This is a genomic window from Micromonospora chalcea (assembly GCF_002926165.1).
GTDB lineage: Bacteria > Actinomycetota > Actinomycetes > Mycobacteriales > Micromonosporaceae > Micromonospora > Micromonospora chalcea.
The window spans coordinates 19,446-45,135 of record NZ_MAGP01000135.1; the positions used below are offsets into that span (position 1 = coordinate 19,446).

The 25,690-nt window shown below is 74.0% G+C and carries 18 protein-coding genes and 2 pseudogenes; 10 read left to right on the forward strand and 10 right to left on the reverse strand.

Annotation, left to right across the window (positions count from 1 at the left end; translation table 11 throughout):
• Window position 1: 1 nt before the first annotated feature.
• Window positions 2-3,025: a bifunctional [glutamine synthetase] adenylyltransferase/[glutamine synthetase]-adenylyl-L-tyrosine phosphorylase gene (locus BAW75_RS22655; RefSeq protein WP_104114836.1), complete on the forward strand. Its 3,024-nt coding sequence runs from the start codon at window positions 2-4 to the stop codon at window positions 3,023-3,025.
• A gap of 366 nt (window positions 3,026-3,391) precedes the next feature.
• Here BAW75_RS22655 and BAW75_RS33510 read toward each other — a convergent pair.
• Together BAW75_RS33510 and BAW75_RS33515 are read right to left on the reverse strand one after the other, a co-directional pair.
• A pseudogene (locus tag BAW75_RS33510) lies at window positions 3,392-4,096 on the reverse strand (hypothetical protein); the annotation flags it as partial.
• Between the two features lie 62 nt (window positions 4,097-4,158).
• Window positions 4,159-5,104 (reverse strand): annotated as a pseudogene (locus BAW75_RS33515) (hypothetical protein); the annotation flags it as partial.
• 36 nt (window positions 5,105-5,140) lie between these two features.
• Between BAW75_RS33515 and mptB (BAW75_RS22665) the strand changes: the two are divergent.
• The gene (gene mptB / locus BAW75_RS22665; protein ID WP_104114847.1) at window positions 5,141-6,553 is read left to right on the forward strand and encodes a polyprenol phosphomannose-dependent alpha 1,6 mannosyltransferase MptB; all 1,413 of its coding nucleotides are present in this window, start codon (window positions 5,141-5,143) and stop codon (window positions 6,551-6,553) included.
• 11 nt (window positions 6,554-6,564) lie between these two features.
• Window positions 6,565-8,052 carry a polyprenol phosphomannose-dependent alpha 1,6 mannosyltransferase MptB gene (mptB, locus tag BAW75_RS22670; RefSeq protein WP_104114838.1) on the forward strand — a complete coding sequence of 496 codons (1,488 nt, stop codon included), beginning with the start codon at window positions 6,565-6,567 and terminating at the stop codon, window positions 8,050-8,052.
• Between the two features lie 58 nt (window positions 8,053-8,110).
• Here the strand turns inward: mptB (BAW75_RS22670) and glnA are convergent, their stop codons facing one another.
• Window positions 8,111-9,535: a type I glutamate--ammonia ligase gene (glnA, locus tag BAW75_RS22675; RefSeq protein ID WP_043329312.1), complete on the reverse strand. Its 1,425-nt coding sequence runs from the start codon at window positions 9,533-9,535 to the stop codon at window positions 8,111-8,113.
• Between the two features lie 183 nt (window positions 9,536-9,718).
• Between glnA and BAW75_RS22680 the strand changes: the two genes are divergently transcribed.
• Complete coding sequence (locus tag BAW75_RS22680; RefSeq protein ID WP_043329315.1) at window positions 9,719-10,120, forward strand: RDD family protein; 402 nt, start codon at window positions 9,719-9,721, stop codon at window positions 10,118-10,120.
• 60 nt (window positions 10,121-10,180) lie between these two features.
• Here BAW75_RS22680 and BAW75_RS22685 read toward each other — a convergent pair whose 3' ends face one another.
• On the reverse strand, window positions 10,181-10,870 hold the full coding sequence (locus BAW75_RS22685; protein WP_030500092.1) for a DUF4191 domain-containing protein: 690 nt from the start codon (window positions 10,868-10,870) through the stop codon (window positions 10,181-10,183).
• Between the two features lie 215 nt (window positions 10,871-11,085).
• Between BAW75_RS22685 and BAW75_RS32400 the strand changes: the two genes are divergently transcribed.
• Both BAW75_RS32400 and BAW75_RS22690 read left to right on the forward strand, forming a co-directional pair.
• Window positions 11,086-11,256, forward strand: coding sequence for a hypothetical protein (locus BAW75_RS32400; protein ID WP_166456627.1), 171 nt, complete (start codon window positions 11,086-11,088; stop codon window positions 11,254-11,256).
• Between the two features lie 71 nt (window positions 11,257-11,327).
• Window positions 11,328-14,249: an ATP-binding protein gene (locus tag BAW75_RS22690; protein ID WP_244206222.1), complete on the forward strand. Its 2,922-nt coding sequence runs from the start codon at window positions 11,328-11,330 to the stop codon at window positions 14,247-14,249.
• On the opposite strand, the gene BAW75_RS22695 is transcribed toward BAW75_RS22690, so the two are convergent.
• Window positions 14,231-15,871, reverse strand: a complete 1,641-nt coding sequence (locus BAW75_RS22695) for a DUF423 domain-containing protein (RefSeq protein ID WP_244206223.1) — start codon at window positions 15,869-15,871, stop codon at window positions 14,231-14,233. The genes BAW75_RS22690 and BAW75_RS22695 overlap by 19 nt on opposite strands.
• 60 nt (window positions 15,872-15,931) lie before the next feature.
• Complete coding sequence (gene lipA / locus BAW75_RS22700; RefSeq protein WP_167435604.1) at window positions 15,932-16,978, reverse strand: lipoyl synthase; 1,047 nt, start codon at window positions 16,976-16,978, stop codon at window positions 15,932-15,934.
• Between the two features lie 357 nt (window positions 16,979-17,335).
• Between lipA and aspS the strand changes: the two genes are divergently transcribed.
• Complete coding sequence (gene aspS, locus BAW75_RS22705) at window positions 17,336-18,622, forward strand: aspartate--tRNA(Asn) ligase (protein ID WP_104114849.1); 1,287 nt, start codon at window positions 17,336-17,338, stop codon at window positions 18,620-18,622.
• A gap of 501 nt (window positions 18,623-19,123) precedes the next feature.
• Here aspS and BAW75_RS22710 read toward each other — a convergent pair.
• The 3 genes from BAW75_RS22710 to BAW75_RS22720 form a co-directional block, all read right to left on the reverse strand.
• Window positions 19,124-19,516 (reverse strand): VOC family protein, encoded by a 393-nt coding sequence (locus BAW75_RS22710; protein ID WP_104114840.1) that lies wholly within the window; start codon window positions 19,514-19,516, stop codon window positions 19,124-19,126.
• Window positions 19,517-19,520: 4 nt separating this feature from the next.
• Entirely contained in the window at window positions 19,521-20,162 is a 642-nt protein-coding gene (gene lipB, locus BAW75_RS22715; protein ID WP_043329324.1) for a lipoyl(octanoyl) transferase LipB, read from the reverse strand.
• 70 nt (window positions 20,163-20,232) lie between these two features.
• Window positions 20,233-22,044 (reverse strand): DUF6311 domain-containing protein, encoded by a 1,812-nt coding sequence (locus tag BAW75_RS22720; protein WP_104114841.1) that lies wholly within the window; start codon window positions 22,042-22,044, stop codon window positions 20,233-20,235.
• 174 nt (window positions 22,045-22,218) lie between these two features.
• Between BAW75_RS22720 and BAW75_RS22725 the strand changes: the two genes are divergently transcribed.
• Window positions 22,219-23,454, forward strand: a complete 1,236-nt coding sequence (locus tag BAW75_RS22725; RefSeq protein ID WP_104114842.1) for an extracellular catalytic domain type 1 short-chain-length polyhydroxyalkanoate depolymerase — start codon at window positions 22,219-22,221, stop codon at window positions 23,452-23,454.
• 28 nt (window positions 23,455-23,482) lie between these two features.
• Here BAW75_RS22725 and BAW75_RS22730 read toward each other — a convergent pair whose 3' ends face one another.
• On the reverse strand, window positions 23,483-24,382 hold the full coding sequence (locus BAW75_RS22730; RefSeq protein WP_104114843.1) for a TIGR01777 family oxidoreductase: 900 nt from the start codon (window positions 24,380-24,382) through the stop codon (window positions 23,483-23,485).
• A gap of 124 nt (window positions 24,383-24,506) precedes the next feature.
• Between BAW75_RS22730 and BAW75_RS22735 the strand changes: the two genes are divergently transcribed.
• Together BAW75_RS22735 and BAW75_RS22740 are read left to right on the forward strand one after the other, a co-directional pair.
• A complete protein-coding gene (locus BAW75_RS22735) occupies window positions 24,507-24,977 on the forward strand; it encodes a helix-turn-helix domain-containing protein (protein WP_043331068.1) in 471 nt (156 codons plus the stop codon).
• An 11-nt stretch (window positions 24,978-24,988) separates the two neighbouring features.
• Complete coding sequence (locus BAW75_RS22740) at window positions 24,989-25,537, forward strand: PIN domain-containing protein (protein ID WP_043329330.1); 549 nt, start codon at window positions 24,989-24,991, stop codon at window positions 25,535-25,537.
• Window positions 25,538-25,690: the final 153 nt, after the last annotated feature.

Below are 25,690 nucleotides of genomic sequence, written 5' to 3' on the forward strand. Positions count from 1 at the left end.
GGTGACCCGGCCGGCCCGCGGGCGCCTGGCCCGCTACGGATTCGCCGAGGGGGACGGCGCCACGCGCGCCGCCGACCTGCTCGGCCCGGACGGGCTCGACCTGTGGCGGCCCGAGACGCAGGAGCCGGCCGACGAACGCGCCGCCGAACTGCTCGCCGCGCTGTCCCGCGCCGCCGACCCGGACCTGGCGCTGCGTCAGCTGCACCGGCTGGTCGAGTCCGAGCGGCGCTCCGGCGACGAGGTGGCCGTACGCGACGCGCTGGCCGCCGACCCCGGGCTGCGCCGCCGCCTGATCGCGGTGCTCGGCGCCTCCTCCGCGCTCGGCGACCACCTGGTCGCCAACCCCGGGCAGTGGGCGGTGCTGGCGACCGAGCCGGACGGGCTCGCCCCCACCGCGGACGGTCGGCTCGACCTGAGCGTGGCCGCCCGGCTCACCACCATGACCGGCGCGGTCCCGCTGCTGCGGCAGGCGTACCGTCTGGCGCTGCTGCGGATCGCGGCGGCCGACCTGACCGGCGGGCGCGGCCTGGAGCAGACCATGGCGGCGCTGTCCGGGCTGGCCGACGCCACGCTGGCCGCCGCCTACGACATCGCCGCCGACGAGCTGCCGGAGGGCACGCCGCGTCCCCGCCTGGCCGTGGTGGCGATGGGCAAGTGCGGTGGCGACGAGCTGAACTACGTCTCCGACGTCGACGTCATCTTCGTCTCCGCCACCGACGACGACCTGCCACCCGCCACCCAGATCGCCACCCGGCTGATCCAGATCTGCGGGCTGGTGGCCTGGCCGGTCGACGCGGCGCTGCGCCCCGAGGGCAACCGGGGCCCGCTGGTCCGCACGCTCGCCAGCCACCTCGCCTACTACAAGCGCTGGGCCCGCACCTGGGAGTTCCAGGCGCTGCTCAAGGCCCGCCCGGCCGCCGGTGACCTGGAGCTGGCCCGGGAGTGGATCGAGGCGCTCGCCCCGCTCGTGTGGACCGCCGCCGAACGGCCCGAGGCGGTCGAGGACGTCCGGTCCATGCGCCGCAAGATCCTCGACAACGTGCCGCCGAAGGAGCTGGAACGCGAGATCAAGCGCGGTCCGGGCGGGCTGCGCGACATCGAGTTCGCCGTCCAGCTGCTCCAGCTCGTACACGGCCGGGGCGACGAGTCGCTGCGGGTGCCGGGCACCGTGCCGGCGCTGCGCGCGCTCGTGGCCGGCGGCTACGTGGGCCGCGCCGACGGGGAGGCGCTGCTGCGCGGCTACCGCTTCCTGCGCGCCGTCGAGCACCGGCTCCAGCTCCAGGCCCTGCGCCGCACCCACACCGTGCCGACCGAACCGGCCGCGCTGCGCTGGCTCGCCGCCGCGCTCGGCTACGTGGCCACGCCGGGCCGCAGCGCCGTCGAGGAGTTCCGCGCCGAGTGGGTCACCCACGCCACCGAGGTACGCCGGCTGCACGCCAAACTGCTCTACCGGCCGCTGCTGGAATCGGTCGCCCGGGTCCCGGCCGAAGGGCTGCGGCTCACGCCCGAGGCGGCCCGGCACCGGCTGGAGGTCCTCGGCTTCGCCGACCCGGCCGGGGCGCTGCGGCACCTGCAGGCGCTCACCGGCGGCGTCAGCCGTACCGCCGCGATCCAGCGCACGCTGCTGCCGGTGCTGCTGGACGAGTTCGCCGACGCCCCCGAGCCGGACCGCGGCCTGCTCAACTACCGGCAGGTGTCCGACAAGCTCGGCAGCACACCGTGGTACCTGCGCCTGCTGCGCGACTCCGGCCCGGTGGCGCGCCGCCTGGCCCGGGTGCTCTCCTCGTCCCGGTACGCGGCCGACATGCTGTCCCGCGAGCCGGAGGCGCTGCGGCTGCTCGCCGAGGACAGCGAACTGACCCCGCGCCCGCGCGAGACGCTCGTCGACGGGTTCGCCGCGGCCGCTGCCCGGCACGACGACCCGGTCGAGGCGATCCGGGCGGTCCGTGCGCTGCGCCGCCGGGAACTGGTCCGCATCGCCGCCGCCGACGTGCTCAGCCGCGCCGGCTCACTCGCGCCGCTCACCCCGCGCCCGGTCGGCGGCGGCGAGCGGCGGCCCACAGTGGTCGACGTGACGGCGGTGGGCACCGCGCTGTCCCACGTCGCCGACGCCACGCTGGCCGCCGCGCTGCGCGCCGCCCGTACCGTCCACCCCGGACCGCCCGGCCTGCGCTTCGCGGTGATCGGCATGGGCCGGCTCGGGGGGTACGAGTCCAACTACCTCTCCGACGCCGACGTGCTGTTCGTCTACGACCCGCCGCCCGGCGTGGACGAGAGCACCGCGAGCGCGGCGGCACAGGCCATCGCCGAGGAGTTGCGCCGGCTGCTGTCCGCGCCCGCCCCCGACCCGCCGCTCGGTGTGGACGCCGACCTGCGCCCCGAGGGCCGGCAGGGCCCGCTGGTACGCAGCCTCGCCGCGTACGCCCAGTACTACGCGCGCTGGTCGCGGGTGTGGGAGGCGCAGGCGCTGCTGCGGGCCCGGTTCGTCTGCGGCGACGCCGACCTGGGCGCCGAGTTCGAGGCGATGATCGAGCCGGTGCGCTACCCGGCCGACGGGCTGACCCGCGAGCAGGTCATCGAGATCCGCCGGATCAAGGCGCGGGTGGAAACCGAGCGGCTGCCCCGGGGCGCCGACCCGGCCACCCACACCAAGCTGGGCCGGGGCGGGCTCGCCGACGTCGAGTGGGCCGTGCAGCTGCTCCAGCTCCGGTACGCCGGCCGGATCCCCGAGCTGCGCGGCACCCGTACGCTCGACGCCCTGACCGCCGCCCGCGACGCCGGCCTGCTCGACGCCACCGACGCCGCCGAGCTGGCTGCCGGCTGGACGCTCGCCGCCGAGGTGCGCGACGCGCTGATGCTGGTACGCGGCCGGGCCGGTGACCAGTTGCCCCGGCACGGGGTGGAGCTGGCCGGGGTGGTGCGGCTGCTGGGGCGCGAGGACCAGGGCGAGTTCCTCGACGAGTACCTGCGCACCGGCCGCCACTCCCGCACAGTCGTCCAGCGGATCCTCGAGTCCCCCCTCTAGGCCCTGCGCCCGCCCACGCCTCTTGGTTAGGCTGCGCCTGCCCGGCCCTCGGCCTTGTTCACGTCGGCCGTGCCCCGTCCCGCCCTCGACCTCGCCCCGCCCGGTCCCAACGTCGATCTTGCACTTGCGGCCCTAGCTGTAATGCCTAGCTGCGTCGCCTGTCGTCGGCAGCGGGGAGGCGGTCAGAGGGCGAGGCGGTCCAGCCCGGTGCCACGGGATGCCGGGACCTCGATGGCCGCCCTCGCCTCCGCTGCCGCTGCTGGTCCCGACACGCGAGAAATGCTTTCCGAATCTCAGGAAAGCCGAGAGATCTTGGTAGGGAATGGCCCCTATGGGGGCCATTTCGTACCAAGATCTCCGCCGGGATCAGCTTGTGAGGGTGTAGGTGCCCTCTCGGGGGACCGTCACCGTTGTCCACTTGCCGTCTTGGGTGACTTCGGCGCCGCCTGAGGCGGTCAGCCAGCGATCGTGGCGGACCCGGATCGGGATCGGGCCGGGGGCGGGGGCGCGGAACGTGATCGAGGCGCCGTCCTGGCTGATCAGCTCACCCGGCGCGCCGACGATCGGGGTGGGCTCGGCCACCGCGTACAGCTTCCAGTGCCGGTCCGACCAGACCTCGGTCAGGTACGGCAGGCCCGTCTCCACCAGCTCCGCCTCGGATCGCCCCACCCAGGAGAACTCGGCGTCGGGCACTGCCACGTACTGCACCGCGTTGTCGGCCAGCCAGTCCCGGTAGGTGACGGGGGTCAGCGGAATGCCGGTGCCGTCCGCGCCGGGCACCGTGGTGAAGAACAGCGGATTGCGGTCGATGTCGGCCTGGCGTAGCCAGCCCCGGGCCAGCGGCACCTCGCCCATCCGGGCCGCCTCCCAGTAGTTGCGGGTCGGCGGTACCTCCACCCGTCCGGTGAGCCCGCGCCGGGCCAGTTCAGCGCGCAACGGCGCGTAGTACGCCGGGTCGGCCGTCGGGTCGTCGGCGCTGCGCAGGTCGGCGGTGACCACCGGCGGCTGCCACCAGCAGACGACGGCGAGCAGGCCGGCCAGCCCGGCCGCTCCGACCGCCCGGCGGGCCCGGCCCGCGCCGAGCCGGCCCGCGTCGAGCCGGCCGCCGAGTCGGCTCGCGGTGAACCGTGCCGGTGGCGTCGCCGCGGCGGCCAGCAGCGGCAGCGCGAACATCACCACCAGGCGGGTGGCGTTCAGCCCGACCGGGGTGGGCAGCAACGCCGACGCCAGCACCCCGGCCGCGGACAGCAGCGCGCCCACCCGCACCGGCCGGTACGTCACGAGCGCCGCGACCAGCAGGCTCGTCACCACGGCGTGCACGGTGTCGGTGCGGCTGATGTTCATCCAGCCGCCCTCGCCGAACAGCAGCCCGGTCACGGTGAGCGGTCCGGCCGCGGGTACGGCGAGCAGCAGGCCGTCGGCGTACCGGCGGCTCAGGAGCAGCGCGACGCCGGCGAGCCCGACGAACAGCCCGGCCACCGGGCTGGCCGCGGAGGCGAGCAGCGCGGCGACAACGGCGGCGACGGCCGCCCAGACGCTCCGGCCCGCCCAGATGCCGACGGGGGAGGCCGGCGCGCCGGGGCCGGCCGGACCAGCAGCGGCACCGGCCGCAACGGCACCGGTGCCGGAGGCGTCGACGGCGGCAGCACGTCGGGCGGGCACGGTGAGCGCGAGCAGCGCGGCCAGGCCGAACGCGACGCCGAGGGCGTACGTGACCCGGCCGGAGACCAGGTTGCCGGCGATCGTGACCACGCCGACCAGGCTGCCGAGCAGCGGTCGGGGCACCCGGGTCCGCACCAGCAGGGCGGCGAACGCGGCGGCGGAGGCGAGCAGGGCCAGCGCGCCGGTGACGCGTACGCCGAGCAGCGCCATCAGCGGCGGCGAGACGAGGCTGTAGCCCCACGGGTGCACGCCGCCGTACCAGCGCAGGTCGACCAGGGCGGACGGGTGCGCGGCGAAGAAGTCGGCGCGGGCGACCTGGGCGGACAGGTCCGAGCCGGTGACCGGCAGCGTGAGGTGGAGCACGGCGAGGACGAGCGCGAACGCGGCGGACACCGCCACTACCCGACCACCCCGCATGCCCACCTCCTGATCGCGAACCACCGTACTGGCAGCATGTCGGGCGTGCCTCACCACCTCTCGCGTTGGATCGGCCTGGCGGGTTCGGTGCTGCTCGCCGTGGCCGCGTTCCTCGGCGGCGCCCTGCCCGACGGCGAGTTGCGTCCCACCCCGGTCAGCATCTGGCAGGGCCCGAACGGGCCGCTGATCATCGCGTTGTGGCTGGTCGGCACCGGGCTGCTGGCGTGGGCGTGGTGGTCGTTGCGGGACCGGGTGCCGTCGTCGCGCTGGGTGCTGGTCACAGTCGCGCTGTGGCTGCTGCCGATGCTCGTCGCGCCGCCGCTGGGCAGCCGGGACGTGTACGCGTACGCCTGCCAGGGCGCCAGTTTCTCGGCCGGGATCAACCCCTACGAGCAGGGCGTGTCGGCGCTGCCCTGCCCCTGGCTGGACACCATCTCCTACATCTGGCGGGACACCCCGGCGCCGTACGGGCCGCTGTTCGTGCTGCTCGCCGGTGCGGTGGTGGAGGCGACCGGGTCGCTGCTCGGCGCGGTCGCGCTGTTCCGGCTGCTCGCCGTGGCCGGGGTGGCGCTCACCGCGTGGGCGCTGCCGGTGCTGGCCCGCCGCTGCGGGGTGCCGCCGCGGCGGGCGCTGTGGCTGGCGCTGGCCAGCCCGCTGGTGCCCGTGCACCTGATATCCGGCGCGCACAACGACGCGCTGATGATCGGCCTGCTCGTGGCCGGGCTGGCAGTGGTGGCGGCCCGGCCGGGGCGGCCCTGGCCGCTGCTCGCCGGTGGGGCGCTGCTCGGACTCGCGGCCGCCGTCAAGGTCACCGCGCTGGTCGTGATGCCGTTCGCCGCGCTCGCCGCCATCGTCGGGGCGTACCGGATCAGGTCGCTGGTCCGCGACGGTGGGTGGGTGGTCGGCGGATCGCTCGTGGCGCTGGCCGGGGTGACGCTCGTCTCCGGCCTGGGGCTGGGGTTCATCAGCGGGCTGGAGCAGGGCAGCCTGGTGGTGGCCTGGACGTCGCCGCCGACAGCGGTGGGGCAGACCGTCGGCTATCTGCTGGCGCCGTTCGGGGTGCACGTCGACGCGCTGCCGGTGACCCGGGCGATCGGCATGGTCGTGCTGGTCGGGGTGCTGATCTGGCTGTGGTTCCGCTCGTTGCGTCGCGGTGAGCCGTTCTGGCACGCCGCGCTGGCGCTCACCGCCACCGTCGCGCTGTCCCCGCTGTTCCACCCCTGGTACTGGCTGTGGCCGCTGGCGATGCTGGCTGCCACCGCGCACCGCACGCTCTGGTTCTCGATCGTCACCGTGGTGTCGTCGTTCCTGGTGCTCGCCGACGGAACCGGGCTGGCCCGGTACAGCAAGATGCCCGGTGCGCCGCTGATGACGCTGTTCGTGATCGGCGTGGTCGTCTGGTTGGTACGGTCGGCTCGCAAGGGCCGGCAGCCGGTTCCCGCGGACTGAGGAGTGTGCCGGTGAGCGAGGTCGACGGACCGGTCCGGCCGATCGCCGCCGCCGTCGCCCGCTACGCCGGTCTCGCCGGGGCGGTGCTGCTCACCGTCGCCGGGTGGCTCGGCGGCGCGCTGCCCGGCCCGCCCCCGCGCAGCACGCTCGCCGCGATCTGGGCGGCCCCGAACGGGCCGCTGACGCTCGGCTGCTGGCTGGCCGGGACGCTGCTGCTGGTCGGCGCCTGGTGGTCGCTGCGGTGGGGCGCGCCGTCCGGCCGATGGGCGTACGTGACCGCCGGGCTCTGGTCGCTGCCGCTGCTCGCCGCGCCGCCGATCGGCAGCCGCGACGTCTACTCGTACGCCTGCCAGGGCTGGACGTGGACGCAGGGCCTCAGCCCGTACCGGGTGGGGGTCGCGGCGGCTGGCTGCCCGTGGACCGACTCGGTGTCGCCGATCTGGCGGGACACCCCGGCGCCGTACGGGCCGTTCTTCGTGCTGCTGGCCGGGCTCGCCGTCCTCGCCGGCGGCGGCCTGATCGGGACCGTCGTGGCGCTGCGGCTGATAGCGGTGGCCGGGGTGCTTCTGGCCGCGCTGTGCCTGCCCGGGCTGGCCCGGGCCGCCGGGGTGCCCATCCGCCGGGCCGCCTGGCTGGTGCTCGCCTGCCCCCTGGTCGGCGTACACCTGGTGGCCGGCGCGCACAACGACGCGCTCGCGCTCGGCCTGCTCCTGCTCGGCCTGCTGGTGCTGGTCCGCCTGCCGGGCAAACCGCGCGCGCTGCTGGTCGCCGGGGTGCTGCTCGGCCTGGCCGTGGCGGTGAAGGCGGTGGCGGTGGTGGCGCTGCCGTTCGCGGCGCTCGCCGCCGTGCTCGGCCGCTACACCTGGCGGGCGCTGCTGCGCGACGGCGGGCAACTGGCCGCGTCGGTGCTCGGCACGCTGCTCGTCGTCTCGCTCGCCACCGGCCTCGGGCTGGGCTGGATCGGCGGACTCGGCCACAGCGGCGACTCGCAGCAGTGGACCTCACCGCCCACCGCGATCGGGTTCGTCATCGACTACGCCGGCGAACTGGCCGGGCAGCGGCCCCGGGCGGTCCCGGTGGTGCGCGCCGTCGCGCTGGCGTTGCTGGCCGGGACCCTCGTCGCGCTCTGGTGGCGGGCGTGGACGACGCTGCGGCGGCTCAACGACGCCCGGCAGCGGGTCGCCCGGCTGACGCTGGCCCGGCCCCGGGTGGCGCTGCTCGGCGCGGGACTGGCGCTCGCCGCCACCGTGCTGCTCGCACCGGTCTTCCACCCCTGGTACGCGATCTGGCCGCTGACGCTGCTCGCGGTGGCGGCGGTGCCGCTGGCCCGGGAGGTGTGGTTCGTGGCCCCCTGCGCGGCGGTCTCGCTGCTCACGCTGCCCGACGGCACCAACCTGGCCCGGTTCACGAAGGCGCCCGGCGCGGTGCTGATGACGGTGCTGGTGGTGGTCGTCGCGGTGGCCGGCGTCCGGGCGGCACTGCGCCGCCGAGCCGCGTGAAACGGCCGGGCCGGCTCCGCCATCGCGGAGCCGGCCCGGCCGGTGCTGACGAGCGTGCTCAGCAGTCGAAGTACATCGCGAACTCGTGCGGGGTCGGGCGCAGGCGCACCGGGTCGACCTCGTTGGCCCGCTTCCACTCGACCCAGGTCGAGATCAGGTCCGGCGTGAACACGCCGCCGTCGAGCAGGTAGTCGTGGTCGGCCTCGAGCGCGGTGAGCACCTCCGGCAGCGAGCCCGGGACCTGCTTGACGTCGCCCCACTCCTCCGGGGGCAGGTCGTAGAGGTCCTTGTCGATCGGCGCCGGCGGCTCGATCTTGTTCTTGATGCCGTCGAGGCCGGCCATCATCATCGCCGAGAACGCCAGGTACGGGTTGCTGGACGGGTCCGGCACCCGGAACTCGACGCGCTTGGCCTTCGGGTTGCTGCCGGTGACCGGGATGCGGGTGCACGCGGAGCGGTTGCGCTGCGAGTAGACCAGGTTCACCGGGGCCTCGAAGCCGGGCACCAGACGACGGTAGGAGTTCACCGTCGGGTTGGTGAAGGCCAGCAGCGAGGGGGCGTGGTGCAGGAGGCCGCCGATGTACCAGCGGGCGGTGTCGGACAGGCCGGCGTAGCCGGTCTCGTCGTAGAACAGGGGTTCGCCGCCGCGCCACAGGCTCTGGTGGGTGTGCATGCCGGAGCCGTTGTCGCCGAACAGCGGCTTGGGCATGAACGTGGCGGTCTTGCCCGCGGCCCAGGTCTCGTTCTTGACGATGTACTTGAACAGCTGGAGCTGGTCGGCGGCGTGCAGCAGCGTGGAGAACTTGTAGTTGATCTCCGACTGGCCGGCGGTGCCGACCTCGTGGTGCGACCGCTCGACGGTGAAGCCACCGTCGACGAGGCGCCGCACGATCCGGTCACGCAGGTCGGCGTAGTGGTCCACCGGGGGCACCGGGAAGTAGCCGCCCTTGTAGGCGGTCTTGTAGCCGCGGTTGCCGCCCTCTTCGATCCGGCCGCTGTTCCAGGCGCCCTCGATCGAGTCGATGTAGTAGAACGACTGGTGGGCGGAGGTTTCGTGGCGGATGGAGTCGAAGATGTAGAACTCGGCTTCGGCGCCGAAGTAGGCGGTGTCGGCGATGCCGCTGGCGGCGAGGTAGGCCTCGGCCTTCTTGGCGACGTTGCGGGGGTCGCGGGAGTAGGCCTCGCGGGTGAACGGGTCGTGGATGAAGAAGTTCAGCGCGAGGGTCTTCTGCGTGCGGAACGGGTCGATGAAGGCGGTGGCGACGTCCGGCAGCAGGAGCATGTCGGACTCGTGGATGGCCTGGAACCCGCGGATCGAGGAGCCGTCGAAGGCGAGGCCGTCGGTGAACACGCTGTCGTCGAACGACTCGACCGGCAGGTTGAAGTGCTGCATCACGCCGGGCAGGTCACAGAAACGTACGTCGACGAACTTCACGTCCTCGTTGGCGAGGTATCGCAGGAGTTCCTCGGAATTGGCGAACACACGTCCTCCTGGCAGGTCCACTCCGGTAGCTAACTACTGGCGACGCTATGGCCGGGGGGTTGCCCGGCCGTGTCTCGTCTGTTTCCGCCGTGTTACGTCGCTTGCGGAGCGTCACTCCGGCACGCTCTGGTGGCGAATGTCGGATTTTTCGTCAGGGGTTGCGGCGGCGCTACCCTGGCCGCTGTGACCGATACCGCCGCCACACCGGTGCCGCCCGCCGCCGACCCCGCCTTCACCCCGCCCAGCCTCGGCCGCCGATTCGGCGCCCTGATCATCGACTGGGTGCTGTGCCTGATGGTCGCCCGGGCCTTCTCCGACCCGGTCCGCGACGGCTGGCCGCCGGTCCTGGTGCTGATCCTGGAGTACGGCTTCTTCATCGGCCTGTTCGCCCAGACCCCCGGCATGTACCTGACCCGGCTGCGCTGCGTCGCCTGGGCCGACGGCGGCCGGATCGGGCTGCTCCGCGGGCTGCTGCGCGGACTCCTGCTGGCCCTCGTCGTGCCGGCCCTGCTCATGGACGAGCACAAGCGCGGCCTGCACGACCGGCTCGCCGGCGCCGTCGTCACCGACGCGCCCCGCCGCTGACCCGCACAAGAAAGGAGCCGGCCCCGCACGGGACCGGCTCCTTCTCGCGTACGCCGAAGGTCAGCGACCCCGGGTCTGCCGGAACGCGCCACGCGGCGGCCGCATGTTCTTCGGGACCGCGCCCTTGGGCATCTGCGGCCGCGCCGTCAGCGCCTTGAGCCGCTTGTCGAGCGCGTTGACGTCCTTCGGGGACAGGGCGCGGGGCAGCCGCATCAGCGTCATCCGCAGCTTGCGGACCGGCAGCTCACCCTCGCCCTGCCCGATCACGTAGTCGTGCAGCGGCGCCGTGCCGATCACCTTCGCCAGCCGGCGCTTCTCCTGGCCGAGCAGGCCACGCACACGCTGCGGGTTCCCCTCGGCCAGCAGGATCACGCCCTGCCGGCCCACCACCAGGTGCACCATGTCCATCTGCGTGGTGGAACTGACCGCCGGGGTGACCCGCCAGTCGCCACGCATGCTCTCCATGATCTGCGCCGCCGCGCCCGGCTGCCCCTCCGCGGCGTTCATCATCGCCTTGTTGGAGCGCAGGTTGAGCACGATCAGCACGGCCAGCATGGCCAGCAGGATGCCGATCGGAAGCCAGATCCAGCCCCAGGCGATCACCGCGACCACGGTGAGCGCGAGCGGGATCAGCACCGCCGCCGCCGTCAGCGGCGCGAACCACTTGTCCTGCTTGGCGGTGAACCGGAACACCATCCCGATCTGCTTCAGCCGCTGGCCGAACGAGACCTTCTCCTGGGGCTTTGCCATGCCGCAGAGTCTAGTGGTCGGCGCACGTCACGTTGATCCGTGGCCGCCTCTTCCGGAGCGGGCTGAGTACCTTACGGCCGCGCGGCCCCTCGTCGGCCCTCAGGTAAGGAGGCGGCGGGGGCAAAGATCAGGCGGCGTACCCATGTGCCGGGGGCACCTTCGCGCGAAAAGTGGATCTCGACAGCGACGACAGACCCACGACAGGGAGATCCGACATGTTCGGCAACGACGCGGAGTTCATCCTCAGCATCCACCGCAGCCACGCCTCCGAACTGCAGGCCGACGCGGCGCAGGACCGGCTGGCCCGGTCGCTGCCCCGACGGCACCCGCGCGGCTGGCTGAGCCGCCGACAGCACCACGCCCGCATCACCGACGCCCGCCGGTGACCGCGCCGGCGGCCGTCCACCCCCCGATCGGCCGGGCCGGGCCGTCGGGGGGCCGTGGCATGCTCGACGGCGTGACAGTACGCGCCGCCAGCACCGTTCTCGTCGGCCGCCGGCCCGAGCTGACAGTGCTCGGCGACGCGCTGGCCCGGGCGCGGTCCGGCGACCCGACGACCGTGCTCGTCGGCGGCGAGGCCGGGGTCGGCAAGACCCGGCTGCTGGAGGAGTTCGGCACGCACGTCCACACCGCCGGGGCGCGGCTGCTGGTCGGCCAGTGCCTGGAACTGGGCGAGGCCGGCCTGCCGTTCGCCCCGTTCGCGGCCGCGCTGCGCGACGTGCTGCGCCACGACGGGCCGGCCGCCTTCGCCGGCTACGAGGCGGAGTTCGCCCGGCTGCTGCCCGAGCTGGCCCGGATGCCCGCCGGGGCCGCCGCGCCCGCCGGGCCGGCCCTCGCCGACACCCCGCGCGGCTACCTGTTCGACCTGGTCGCCGACCTGTTCCGGCGCATCGCCGAGGAACGCCCGCTGGTGCTGGTGATCGAGGACCTGCACTGGGCCGACCGCTCCACCCGCGACCTGATCGGCTTCCTGGTGCGGGCCGCCCGCGCCACCCGCCTGCTGGTGGTCTGCACGTACCGCACCGACGAGCTGCACCGCGGGCACCCGCTGCGGCCGTTCCTCGCCGAGCTGGACCGGGTCCGCGGCGTGGACCGGATCGAGCTGGGCCGCCTCGACCGCGACGGCACCGCCGCCGTGCTCGCCGACCTGCTCGGTGTCGAGCAGTTCGCCCGGACCGTGGACGACGTGCACGAACGCACCCAGGGCAACCCGTTCTTCATCGAGGAGCTGGCCGCCGCCGGTGGCCCGGTCGGCTGCGCCACCATCCCGGAGACGCTGCGCGACCTGCTGCTGGCCCGCGTCGACCGGCTGCCCGAGCCGGCCCAGCGGGTGCTGCGGATCGCCGCCGCCGGCGGCACCCGCTTCGCCCACCAGCTGCTCGCCGAGGTGGCCGGCCTACCCGAGGCCGAACTGGAGGACGCGCTGCGCGCCGCCGTCGCCGGTCAGCTCGTGGTGGCCGACCCGGACGGCGACTACGAGTTCCGGCACGCGCTGGTCCGCGAGGCGGTGCACGACGACCTGCTGCCCGGCGAGCACGCCCGGCTGCACGCCCGGTACGCCGCCGCGATCGAGGCCCAACCCCACCTGGTCGCCGCCGGTCGCGCGCCGGCCGAGATCGCCCACCACTGGTACGCGGCGCACGACCACCCGCGCGCGCTCACCGCCGCCCGGGTCGCCGCCGAGGCAGCCGCCGAACGGTACGCGTACGCCGAGCAGAGCCGGCTGCTGGAGCGCGTCCTCGAACTGTGGGAGCAGGTGCCCGACGCCGCCGACCGGCTCGGCATGGACCACCTGCGGGTACTGGAGGACACGCTCATCGCCGCGGTCACCGCCGGTGACCTCAGCCGGGCGCTCACGCTCACCCGGGCCGCGCTGGCCGAGGTCGACCCCGACGCCGAACCGCTGCGCGCCGCCCGCCTGCTCGACCACCGGGGCCGGCTGTTCGCGCTGCTCGGCAAGAGCGACGGCGCGGCCGAGCTGCGCGAGGCGTACCGGCTGGCGGCCCGCGCCCCCGACGGCCCGGAACGGTTCGCCGTGCTGGCCGACATCGCGTCGCACCTGATGAAGGTCGACCCGCGCGAGGCCGCCACGGTGGCCGCCGAAGCCGCGGCCGGCGCGTCCGAGGTCGGCACCGACCTGGTGCTGCTGCCCACCCGGATCGCCCTGCTGCACCGCCTCGACGGCACGCCGGAGCGCGGGCTGGCCGAGCTGCGCCGGGTCGAGGCGCGGGCCCGCGCCGCCGGGGACTCGTGGGCCCTGGTCAGCGCGCTGGTCTTCCTTTCCGACGTGCTCTACGAGCTGGGCCGCTACGACGAGTCCGAACAGGCGGCCGCGGCCGGGGTGACCGAGGCGCGCCGGGTCGGCATCAGCCGCTCGATCGGGGCGTACCTGCTGTCGAACCGGGCCGAGGCGCTGATCGCGCTGGGCCGCTGGGACGAGGCGGACGCCACCTGCGCCGAGGCGGCCCGCATCGACCCGCCCGGCGTCTCCGGTCTGCACTGGCTGCAACTGCGCGCCGGGCTGCACCTGGCCCGCGCCCACCCCGCCGCCGACGAGGTCGTCGGGCGGGCGCTGGCGTTCCTCAGCCGCCCTTACCTGTGGCCCAACCACCGGCTGCCGCTGCACGAGCTGCGCGTGGAGGCCGCGCTCGCCGCCGACGACAAGCTGGAAGCGGTACGCGCGGCGCGCGCCGCCCTGGCCGACCCGCACCTGGCCGACCTGCCGCGCGAGGGCTGGCCGGTGCTCGGCGCGGTGGCGCGTACCGCCGCGCTGGCCGGTGACGCGACGCTCGCCGCCGACGTGTCCACCAGGGCCGCCGCGCTGCCCGCCCGGCATCCGGCCGAACAGGCGTACGCGGCGCACGTCACCGCCGTCCTGGCCGGGCTCGCGCCCACCGGTCCCGCCGGGGCGCTCGCGCAGTGGCGGGCGGCGGTGGCGGCGTGGCGGACGGCCGGGCAGCCGTACCCGCTGGGCCGGGCGCTGCTCGGGCTGGCCGAGGCGGCCGCCGCGGCGGGCGAGCGGGACGACGTGGCCGCCGCGGTACGGGAGACGGTCGAGGTGGCCGCCCGGCTCGGCGCCACCCCGCTGGGCGAGCAGGCGGCGACGCTGGCCCGGCGGGTCGGGCTGCGCGGCACCGGGCGACCCGGGCCGGACCTGCTGACCAGCCGGGAACGGGAGGTGCTGCGGCTGGTGGCCGAGGGGCACAGCAACAGCCGCATCGCCGAGCGGCTGTTCATCTCGCCGAAGACGGCGAGCGTGCACGTGTCCCGGATCATCGCCAAGCTGGACGTGACCAACCGGGTGGAGGCCGCCGCGCTGGCCCACCGCCTCGGTCTGCTCGACCCGCCACCGGGCCTGCGTCAGCGGCGTGGCAGGTAGATCCGCCAGCCGGCGACCGTGACGACGTCGAGCGCGCCCGGTTCGGGGCCGAGGCGCGCGTCCAGCCGGGCGGCCAGCGGCGAGCCGGCGAGCGCCACCCAGGCGGCGTCCGGGTCGGCGGCCACCTCCCGCCGGTACGCGGGCAGCCGGTCGAATCCGGGGCGCAGGTCGTCCTCGACCACGGCGCAGAGCACGTTCTCGCCGGTGGCGTAGGTGAGCCGGTTGCACGTCCAGTAGCCGCCGCGCACGTGCCGGACGCCGAGCGCGCGGAGCGTGTCCACGAGCGAGCGGTGCCGGTCGGCCTCGGCGTGCACGGCCGGGGCCGCCCGGATCACCTCCACTGTGGTCGCCGCGCCGGTTCCGAGCACACCTGCGAGTACCGCCACCGCCCCGACACCCGCCACGCGGGCCCTAGCCCCGGCCGCCCGTTCGCCGGCCGCCTTGATCGACTCCACCTCGGCGAGTGGGCGGACGGCCTGCCACAGTGGCCAGAGCAGGGCGGGCACCGCCACCGCCAGGCACGACAGGTACCGGCTGCTCTCGATCGGCGTCCGCCCGGCCGCGTTGCTGACCGCGTAGGCGGCGAGGACCCCGGCCGCGCCGCCGAGCAGCGCCAGCCGCACCCCGGCCGACACCCGTTCCACCGAGCGTGGACCGCCCCAGGTTCGTCGCAGGGTGTGCCACGCGGTGAACGCGGCGAGCAGCAACAGCAGCGGGAACGCGAAGGCCCACCAGAGCTGCCAGGTGGCGCACCGGCCGGGCGAGCAGAAGCCCATCGCCAGCGGCGGCCCGAGCACCAGCCCGCCGTACAGCCGGTCGGCCCAGTCCGCCGACGCGCCCGTACCACCGGCCGCCAGCACGGCGGCCACCGGATTGCGGCCGTGCCGGAGGCTGTCCACCAGCATCGGCGCCGTACCCAGCAGCAGCGCCCCGGCCAGCACGACGCCGGCCCGGCCGGCCAGTTCCCGCCACCGCCACGCCACGAGCAGCGCGCCGAGCGTCAGCACGTACGGCAGGATCAGCGGATCCACCCAGAGCAGCACCCCGGCGATCAGCCCCCAGGCCGCCCAGCGGGGCAGCCGTGCGCCCGCCTCGGTCACGCAGAGCCCGACGGTGAGCAGCGCCAGCGCCGCGCCGGCCGGGTTCAGCTCCGGATAGCCGCCACCGGCGATGAGCTGGTTCTTCACCACCCGGTCCGCGCCGAGCGCCAGCACGGCGACGACCAGCAGGGCGTACCAGCGGTCACCGCCGAGCCGCCGGGTCAGCCGCCAGGACAGCAGCAGGAACAACGCGTACAGCGCCAGCGTGGGCAGCCGCAGCACGAGCACCGACGGTCCGGCCAGCGCGATCAGCGGCGCGGCCAGGTACGCCTCCAGCGTGCCCATGTACGCCTGGCCGTAGAACCACACCGGGAAGCCGTCGCCGCGGGCGATGTGCAGGGCGGCCAGCCCCATCGTCGCCTCGTCGCTGTTGGTGGGCGGCACGTCGGCGAACAGCAGCGCCAGCCGGTAGCCCACAGCGGCGAACCCGACGAGCACGGCGAGCAGCGTCGGTAACGGCAGCCGCCGGGGCGTACGGGAGCGCACGGTCTCGCGTGGCTCCTCGCGTACCCCGGCGGTCATGCCTGTGATCATGGCATCCGGCGGGTGGCCGGCGGCGGGTGACGCGGTCGACGGCCGGCCTCAGCCGGCGACGGCGACCTCCCGGCGGGCGTCCAGCGCCTGCTGGTAGAGGCGGCCCGCGCGGTACGACGAACGGACCAGCGGGCCGCTCATCACGCCCGCGAAGCCGATCTCCTCGGCCTCCTCGCGCAGCTCGACGAACTCCTCCGGCTTGACCCAGCGGGTGACCGGGTGGTGCCGGGGGGAGGGGCGCAGGTACTGCGTGATGGTGATCAGCTCACAGCCCGCTTCGTGCAGGTCGCGCAGCGCCTGGGACACCTCGGCGCGCTCCTCGCCCATGCCCAGGATCAGGTTGCTCTTGGTGACCAGGCCGTCGGCGCGGGCCTGGCGGATCACGTCGAGCGAACGCTCGTAGCGGAACGCCGGGCGGATCCGCTTGAAGATGCGCGGCACCGTCTCCACGTTGTGGGCCAGCACCTCGGGCCGCGAGCCGAACACCTCGGCGAGCTGCTCGGGCACGGCGTTGAAGTCGGGGATCAGCAGTTCGACACCGCAGCCGGACTGCAGCGCGTGGATCTGCCGGACCGTCTCGGCGTAGAGCCAGGCGCCGCCGTCGGGCAGATCGTCGCGGGCGACACCGGTGATGGTCGCGTAACGCAGACCCATCGCGGCGACCGACTCGGCGACGCGCCGCGGCTCGTCGGCGTCGAACTCGGCCGGCTTTCCGGTGTCGATCTGACAGAAGTCGCAGCGCCGGGTGCACTGGTCGCCACCGATGAGGAAGGTGGCCTCCCGGTCCTCCCAGCACTCGTAGATGTTGGGGCAGCCGGCCTCCTGGCACACGGTGTGCAGCCCCTCGCGCGAGACGAGCCCGCGCAACTGGGTGTACTCCGGGCCCATCTTGGCCTTGACCTTGATCCACGGCGGCTTGCGCTCGATCGGCGTCTCGGCGTTGCGTGCCTCGATCCGCAGCATGCGCCGCCCCTCCGGGGCGACCGTCGCGGGGCGCGCGGGCTGCTCAGTCGTCGGCGCGGATTGCTCGATCGTCACAAAACCGAGCGTACGCCGGTCGGCGCCGGTCGATGAACGGCGGGCGACCGCCGTCACCCCGGAATCGCTGTGACACCGGACACGAAGGGCCAAAAATCCCGGTCACACCGCGAGGCGCCCGGTGCTAGCGTGCCGGGCAGAGCTGTGACGGAGCCGAGTAACGGACCGATCCGCCAGTCGAGAGAGCCGCCGGTTGCTGCGAGGCGGTCTGGCGCCGGGCCGTGAAGACCCTCCCGAGCTGCGGGAAGAACAGCGCCTGTGCGCCCAGTAGAGCCCGCCCGGCCGGCCCCGGTGAAAAGGCGACGAACGAGGCTCCCGCCCCGGCGGGGGCGAAGGTGTGGTGGCACCGCGAGGTTCCCGCTCGCCCACACCTCCCTGGGGATCGCGTTGCGATTGGTCAAGGAGGTAGTCGTCGTGCAACGCATCCTGTCCTCTCAACTCCCCGCCCATGTGGGCGCCACCGTGCGGCTCGCCGGCTGGGTCCACCGCCGCCGGCTGCTCAAGTCGGTGGCCTTCCTGGTCCTCCGCGACGGCGGCGGGCTCGCCCAGGTGGTGGTCACCGCGGCCGCCGTGCGCGCGCAGGTCGAGGCGCTCACCGAGGAGACGGTCGTCGAGGTGGTCGGCACGGTGGTCGCGAACCCGGCCGCGCCCGCCGGGGTCGAGGTCGTCGAGCCGACGGTACGTCCGCTCGGGCCGCCCGCCGTCCCGCCCCCGTTCGACCTGTACCGGCCGGTGCTCACGGCCGGCCTGTCCACCCAGCTCGACCACGCGCCGGTCGCGCTGCGGCACCCGAGCCGATCCGCCGCGCTGCGGATCTCGGCGGCGGCCGTGTCCGGCTTCCGGGCCACGCTCGACGGGCAGGGCTTCGTCGAGGTGCACACGCCGAAGGTGGTCGCCTCGTCCACCGAGAGCGGGGCGAACGTGTTCGCGCTGGACTGGTTCGGGCGTCCCGCCTACCTGGCCCAGTCGCCGCAGTTCTACAAGCAGCTCATGGTGGGCGTCTTCGAGCGGGTGTACGAGGTCGGGCCGGTGTTCCGCGCCGAGCCGCACGACACCGCGCGGCACCTGGCCCAGTACACGTCGCTCGACGTCGAGCTGGGGTTCGTGGCCGACCACCGGGACGTGATGGCGGTGCTGCGGGACACCCTGGCCGGGATGGTGGCGACAGTCGCCGACCGGGCGGACGGTGCGCTGGCCACGCTCGGCGTGACGGCGCCGCAGGTGCCGGCCGAGATCCCGGCGGTGCACTTCACCGAGGCGTTGACGATCGCCGGCGCGCCGCCTTCCGAACCCGATCTGGCCCCGGCGCACGAGCGGGCGCTGGGGGAGTGGGCGCTCCGGGAGCACGGCAGCGACTTTCTCTTCGTCACCGGCTATCCGATGGCGAAGCGCCCCTTCTACACCCATCCGGACCCGGCGCGGCCCGCGTACTCGAACGGTTTCGACCTGCTGTTCCGCGGCGTGGAGCTGGTCACCGGCGGGCAGCGGCTGCACCGGCACGCCGACTACCTGGCCGCGCTGGCGGCGCGCGGCGAGCCGGTCGAGCCGTACGCCGGTTACGTGGACGCGTTCCGGCACGGCATGCCGCCGCACGGCGGGTTCGCGATCGGGCTGGAGCGGGTCGTCGCGCGGCTGACGGGCGCGGCGAACGTCCGGGAGGTGACCGCCTTCCCGCGCGACCTGCACCGCCTCGCGCCCTGACGGCTGCGCCCTCGCGCGGCTTGCTCCGTGCCGGTCCGCGGCGGCGGGCTCGCTCCTAGCCGGTCCCGGTCCCGGTTCCGACCCCGATGGCGGGCGCGGGCTCAGCATCGGGCCGGCGGTCTCGCCGCCGACCTCCGGAATCGGTTCGGATCTGCCACTGAGCGTGACGAGAGGTCGCTCGGCCTAGTGGTCACTCTCGGTGAGGGTTGTTTCGGGGCGGTCGAGAGGCCCTCGCCGTCGGCGGATTGCGCTGAGCTGGGGTTATGGCGGACTGCCGTCCGGAGGGAGGGAAGGGTGTCTGCGCCCTTTGCTCTGCAGCCACGAGCGCAACGGTCGACCGGGCGTGATCGTTGCGGATCTGGCTGCAGAGCAAAGTAGGCGGGAGGTCACATGCCGCGGGACGCGGCGTTGTCACTCACCGTGACCGATGGCGGGGTGGGGGCTGGGCGAGCGGCGGTTCTGGGCGCACGGCGATCCGGACCGGTCGGCCGGACCGGGCGGTCAGGCCGGGCCGAGCAGGTCCCAGGGGTTGCCGGCGATGTCGCGGAAGACCGCGACCCGGCCGTACGGCTCGGTGCGGGGCGGCCGGACGAACTCGACCCCCGCGTCGGCCATCCGGCGGTACGCCGCCTCGAAGTCGTCGACCTGGAGGAAGAAACCCACCCGGCCGTGGGTCTGGTCGCCCACCGCACCGGCCTGGTGCTCACCGTCGGCGCGGGCCAGCAGCAGGCCGGTCCCACCGCCCGGCGGGCGTACGACCACCCAGCGCTTGGGCCGGCCGTCGTTCGTCAGCGAGGGCTTGTCCTCGGCCAGCTCGAACCCGAGCACCTCGGTGAAGAACGCGATCGCCGGGTCGTACTCGGCGACGACGAGCGTGACCAGGTCGAGCCGCACGGGTTCAGACCTGCGTCAGCGTCGGCAGGTGCCGCTCGACCACCGGCAGCACGTCGGCGACGGTGATCGGCCGGCCCAGCTCGGCGGTCAGCGAGGTGACCCCGGCGTCGCGGATGCCGCAGGGCACGATCCGGTCGAAGAAGCCCAGGTCGCAGTCGCAGTTGACGGAGAAGCCGTGCAGCGTGACGCCGCGGGCCACCCGGATGCCGATGGCGGCCACCTTGCGGGCCGGGCCCCTGTCGTCCTCCGGCACCCACACGCCGGAGCGCCCCTCGACCCGGCCGGCGGCCAGCCCGAACTCGGCGCACACGTCGATCAGCAGCTGCTCGGTGCGGCGGACGTACGCGACCACGTCGACCGGGTCGGGCAGCCGGACGATCGGGTAGCCGACGAGCTGCCCCGGACCGTGCCAGGTGATCTTCCCGCCGCGGTCCACGTCCACCACCGGGGTGCCGTCCATCGGGCGGTCCCACGGCTCGGTGCGCTTGCCGGCGGTGTAGACGCTGGGGTGCTCCAGCAGCAGCACCGTGTCGCCCTGCTCGCCGGCCACCACCGCCTCGTGCAGCCGGCGCTGCTCGTCCCAGGCGGCCTGGTAGTCGAGCAGGCCGGCGCGGACGGCGGTCAGCCCGGAAGTCGTCACGCTCACCCGTCCAGCCTAGTCCCGCCCCCCGGGAACCGGACCCGTGAGCCTCGTCGCCATCGGGCCGAGGTGGCGGTCAGTCCGGCACCCGCCACAGCCAGACGTCCTCCACCCGCTCCGGCTCGCCGAGCAGCGCGGTGGCGGTACGCCGCAGCGCGTCCTCGTCGACGTCGTACTTCGCGCCGTGCACCCGGTCCGGCAGCACCACCGCCCGCACGCCCCAGTGGCGCAGGTCCGCCCGGGACTCGCGGATGCTGCCGTCGGTGATGATCGGCACCAGCCCGGTCCGGCCGGCCTGGTCCATCAGTGAGTCGAAGGTGCGCGGCACCGGCCCGATCCGGCCCCGGCCCTCCGGCCCGCCCGGCCCGAGGAAGAACCCGGCCGGGATGCGGAACTCACCCTGCCGGTGGGCCAGCGCGTACGCCTGCCAGCGCTGCCCGTCCGGATACACGTCGACGGTCAGCGGCAGCGGGGTCAGCACCCCGTCGGGCGGGACGTAGCGCTGCCAGGCGCCACTGGTGATGAACGCCGGGATCGGTTCGCGGACGCTGGTCAACAGCGGCGTCGGCGCCAGCGGCAGCAGCGCGGCGACGAACCCGAGCGCCCAGGCCACGCCGATGGCGCGGCGCCGGGGCGGCCGGGCCCGCAGCGAGTCGATCGCGTACGCCAGCAGCAGGCCGATCACCGGCGCGACGACAAGGGCCAGCCGGGACGGCAGCGCCGCGTTGATCACCGGCAGGTTGTCCAGCACCCCGAACGGCAGCGTCTGGTCGAAACGGCGGCCGTTCCACTTCACCGTCGGCCCCCACGACAGCACCGCGAAGACCACCGCGGTCACCCCGAGCGCCGCGAGGGTGGCCCGGAACGCCCGGTCCGCGCGCCACCACAGCAGCGCGAAGCAGGCCAGGCCGAGCACGAGCAGCGGTACGCCGAAGAACGAGTTCTCCTCCGTCGGGTTGGGCGCCAGCGAGGTGCCCCACCCGGCCCAGCCGGCCAGCGACCGGCGCGGGTACGACCCGTACGCGGCGATGTCCTCGGAGTGGATCAGCGGGTCGAAGCCGGTGCCGTGGAACCGCTGCGGCCCGAGGAAGTGCAGCCAGAGCGGGTACGCCAGCAGCACTCCGGCGACGAGCGCGGTGACTCCGAGTCCGGCCGCCATCCGGGGCAGCGCGGCGCGTACCTCCGGCCACCGGGCCGGGTGCAGCGCCCAGACGGCGAGGAACACGCCGAGCGCCAGCGCGGTGAAGAACAACCCTTCGGCGGCGATCGAGAACGCGGCCGCCACCAGCAGCCCGAGCACGATCCCGCCGGTGACCGCGCGGCCGGGGCGGCGCAGCCGGAACACGCCCCAGATCAGCAGCGGCACCAGCCAGCCGGCGGTCCAGTTCAGGTGCGCGTTGGCGTGCGACACCATCGCCGGGCAGAAGGCGATGAACAGCGCCCCCACACCGGCGGCCAGCCGGCTGCGCACCAGGTACCGGCTCAGCAGCCAGTACCAGGCCACCGCGGTGGCGGCGAGGTTGAGCGTGAGGATCACCAGGAACGTCGCGGGCGGCCCGATCAGGTACGTCAGTGGCGCGAAGACCGCCGCGTACACGGTGATCGAGGTGTTCACCGCGAGGTTCACCCCGTCCGGGACGTTGATCAGCGTGGTGTAGAGCGGGTTCTCCCCGTGGGTGAGCGCGTGCCCGCCGAACGCCAGCAGCCACTCGAACAGCGCCTGGTCGCTGGAGTTGACGGTGATGGCGCGGCTGTTGGGATCACGCCACATGCCGCTGGTGACCCAGAAGGCCAGGGCCAGGGCGGCGAGCGTCACCAGCAGGTCGGCCCGCCGGTCACGGACGCGGGTCGTCGACGGCCCGGTGGCCAGGAACGGGGAGGACGGCACGCAGCGGACGTTACCAACCGGACCTGGGCAGACCGCCCGGACACGAAACTCGCCCGCACACTTCGGCGGTCGTGAATGTGTGAGCGGCGGCCATTCCGGTGTGACGAAACGCGGCCGTAACGTCGCGGCAACCCGGAGGTGACTCAGTTCACATTCCACGATCGGGAGGTTCCCGTGCCCCGCTCCTCATCCCTCAACGTCCGCGTCGCCGGGGCGGCGGCCGGGGTCGTGCTCGCCGCGGCCACCGCGCTGGTCGCCGCCCTTCCCGCCCAGGCCGCCTCGCTCACCCAGGTCACCGGCTTCGGCTCCAACCCCGGAAACCTGACCATGTACGCGTACCGCCCGGACGGCCTGCCGGCCGGCGCGCCCGCCGTGGTGCTGCTGCACGGGTGCGTGCAGAACGCCTCGACCTACGTCGCCAACTCCGGCTGGCAGAAGTACGCCGACCAGTGGAAGTTCACGCTCATCGCGCCGCAGCAGCCCAGCGGCAACAACGCCAACTCCTGCTTCAACTGGTTCGAGACCGGTGACACCGCCCGCGGTCAGGGCGAGGCGCTGTCGATCAAACAGATGGTCGACTACGCCAGGACCACCTACGGCACCGACGGCGCCCGCGTGTACGTCAGCGGCCTCTCCGCCGGCGGCGCGATGAGCGCGGCCATGCTCGCCGCCTACCCGGACGTCTTCGCCGGCGGCTCGATCATCGCCGGCATCCCGTACCGCTGCGCGACCAGCACCGTCACCGCGTTCAGCTGCATGAACCCGGGTGTGGACAAGACCCCGGCCCAGTGGGGCGACCTGGTCCGCGGCGCGTACGCCGGCTACACCGGCAAGCGGCCCCGGGTGGCGATCTGGCACGGCACCAGCGACACCACTGTGGCGACCGCGAACGCCGCCGAGTCGCGGGACCAGTGGACGAACGTGCTGGGCCTGTCGACCACCCCGACCAGCACGTCCACGCTGCCGTCCGGCACGAGCCTGGAGGTCTACGGCAACGACCAGGTCCGCCTCTACCGGGTCTCCGGCATGGGCCACGGCACCCCCGTCGACCCGGGTACCGGCGCGGACCAGTGCGGCACCGCCGGGGCGTACTTCCTGGACACCATCTGTTCGACGTACCGGGACGCGCTCTTCTTCGGGCTCGGCGGTGGCGGCGCCTCGCCGAGCCCGACCCCGACGGCGACCGCGTCACCCACGCCCACCGCGTCACCCTCGCCCACGCCATCGCCGACCGGCGCGCCGGTCTGCGTCACCGCCAGCAACTACGCGCACGTGGTGGCCGGGCGGGCCTACCAGTCCGGCGGGTACGCCTACGCGCTGGGCAGCGGGCAGCGGATGGGCCTCTACAACACCTTCTACACGAGCACGCTCAAGCAGACCGGGCCCGCGTACTGGGTGATCGGCTGCTGAACGGCCACGCCGCGCCGCCCTCGCGGGCTCACTCCGTGAGGGCGGCGCGCAGCGCGCCCGGCAGGTCCGGATGCGTCCAGGGAAAGCCGGACTTGTCGAGTACGCCCGGCAGCACCCGGGTGCTGGTGAGCGCCTCCTGCGAGAAGCCGCCGAGCACCACCTTCAGCGCCACCGCCGGGATCGGCATGATCGCGGGGCGGTGCAGCTGACGGGCAAGTTCCCGGGTGAACTCGGCGTTGGTGACCGGCGCCGGGCCGACCACGTTGACCGGGCCCGCCAGGTCGTCGCGGTCGAGCAGGAACTTCGCCGCGTTCAGCCAGTCCCGCATCGAGATCCACGGCAGCCACTGCCGCCCGTTGCCCAGCTTGCCGCCGACGCCGAGCCGGAACGGCAGCAGCTGCGGCTTGAGCAGGCCGCCGTCGCGGTGCAGCGGCAGTCCGGTACGCAGGCGCACCACCCGTACGCCCGCGTCCTCGGCCGGCCGGGTCGCGGCCTCCCACACCCGGCAGACGTCGGCGAGGAACCCCTCACCGGCCGGCGCCTCCTCGGTGACCGCGCGGTCACCGGTGTTGCCGTACCAGCCGACCGCCGAGGAGTTCAGCAGCACCGCGGGCCGGTCCGCGGCGGGCAGACCGGCGATCGTGATGGCGAGCGTGGTGGTGCTGTCCACGCGGCTGGTCCGGATCAGCTTCCGGTACTCGTCGTTCCAGCGCTTGTCGCCCACCCCGGCCCCGGCCAGGTTCACCACCGCGTCCGCGTCGGCGACGCACTGCGGGTCCAGTTGCGCGGCGGACGGGTTCCACTGGCGCTCGGCGGGTGTGCGTGGTGGGCGGCGGACCAGGCGGGTGACCTGGTGGCCGTCCGCGGTGAGGCAGTCGACCAGTCGGGTGCCGAGGAAGCCGGACACGCCGGCCATGAGGATCCGCATGCTCACATCTTCGAGTACGCGGCGCGATTCGGATGCGTGGAGCGAAATCACTCACTCGTCACGCCCACCCGTCACGCGCGCTGAACGCGTTGCGTTTTTTTCGAATAGCGATACCCTTGTGGTCATGAGCAGCGCGCTGCGTGAACGTACCGTCCTTCCTCCGGACGACCCGGCTGAGCTGGCCCGGTTCGTGCACGAACTGCGGAGCGCCAGCGGTCGTGCGCGGGCCAGGCTGGTCGGGCCGGACGGGTCCGAGATCGAGATCCCCGACGAGTTGTACGGAGTGCTGCGGGACGTGGTGACGGCACTGTCCGAAGGGCTTGCGATCTCCATCGCACCGCACAACACGATGCTGACGACCCAGGAGGCGGCAGACCTGCTCAACATCTCCCGGCCCACGCTGGTCCGGTTGCTGTCCGAGGGCGAGATGCCGCACACGATGCGCGGCCGTCACCGGCGAGTCATGCTCCGGGACGTTCTCGACTACCAGGAGCGGACCCGGCAGGCACGCCGCCGGACGCTCGACCGAATGACCGCCGAAGCCGAGGAAGACGGCCTGTACGACGCGACGGCCACACCGCGCAGGACGAGATGAGCGTGACCTGAGTGGCGTTCCCGGCTTTTCTCGACACCTGCGTCCTCTACCCGGCGCATCTCTGCGACACCCTGCTGCGGCTGGCCGAGGTCGCCGCCTACCGGCCCCTCTGGTCCAGGGACGTCCTTGACGAGCTGCGACGCAACCTGATCGCACGAGGCATCGCGGAGGAGCGGGTCGACCGCCGGATCGGCCAGATGTCCGAGGCGTTCCCGGACGCCATGGTCAGCGGGTACGAGTCGCTCATCGACGGCATGTCCAACGATCCCAAGGACCGGCACGTGCTGGCTGCCGCCGTCCGGGCGAACGCGGAAGTGCTGGTCACGTTCAACGTCGGTGATTTTCCCGAGGCGTCGCTCAAGTCCTTCGACATCGTGGCGATGCACCCGGACGACTTCCTGCTCGACCAGCTGGACCTCTACCCGGGGCAGACACTGGACGTCCTGCACCGCCAGGCGGCCGCCTACCGCAGGGAGCCGACGACCGTACCGGGTCTGCTCGTACTGCTGGGACGCACCGGCCTGCCCCGGTTCGCCGCGGAGGTCCGCCGGCACCTCTGAGGCGGCCCCCCCGCGGCGGGACAGAGCGGATGCTCCTATGGATGTCAAGGGGTGTTGAGGGCGGTGTAGTCGGCGAGGAGGGCGGTGTGGACCTCGCGGATGATGTAGCGCTTGAGGCAGCGGATGATCTCTTTCTTGGTGAGGCCTTGTTTG

Bases quoted from the DNA above. Each gene is read 5' to 3' on its own strand.
- BAW75_RS32400 (WP_166456627.1), top strand. From the start codon at position 11,086: ATGTTCGGCAACGACGCGGAGTTCATCCTCAGCATCCACCGCAGCCAC.
- BAW75_RS22730 (WP_104114843.1), bottom strand. From the start codon at position 24,382: ATGCGGATCCTCATGGCCGGCGTGTCCGGCTTCCTCGGCACCCGACTG.
- mptB (WP_104114847.1), top strand. From the start codon at position 5,141: ATGTCGGGCGTGCCTCACCACCTCTCGCGTTGGATCGGCCTGGCGGGT.
- BAW75_RS22695 (WP_244206223.1), bottom strand. From the start codon at position 15,871: ATGACCGCCGGGGTACGCGAGGAGCCACGCGAGACCGTGCGCTCCCGT.
- BAW75_RS22685 (WP_030500092.1), bottom strand. From the start codon at position 10,870: ATGGCAAAGCCCCAGGAGAAGGTCTCGTTCGGCCAGCGGCTGAAGCAG.
- BAW75_RS22735 (WP_043331068.1), top strand. From the start codon at position 24,507: ATGAGCAGCGCGCTGCGTGAACGTACCGTCCTTCCTCCGGACGACCCG.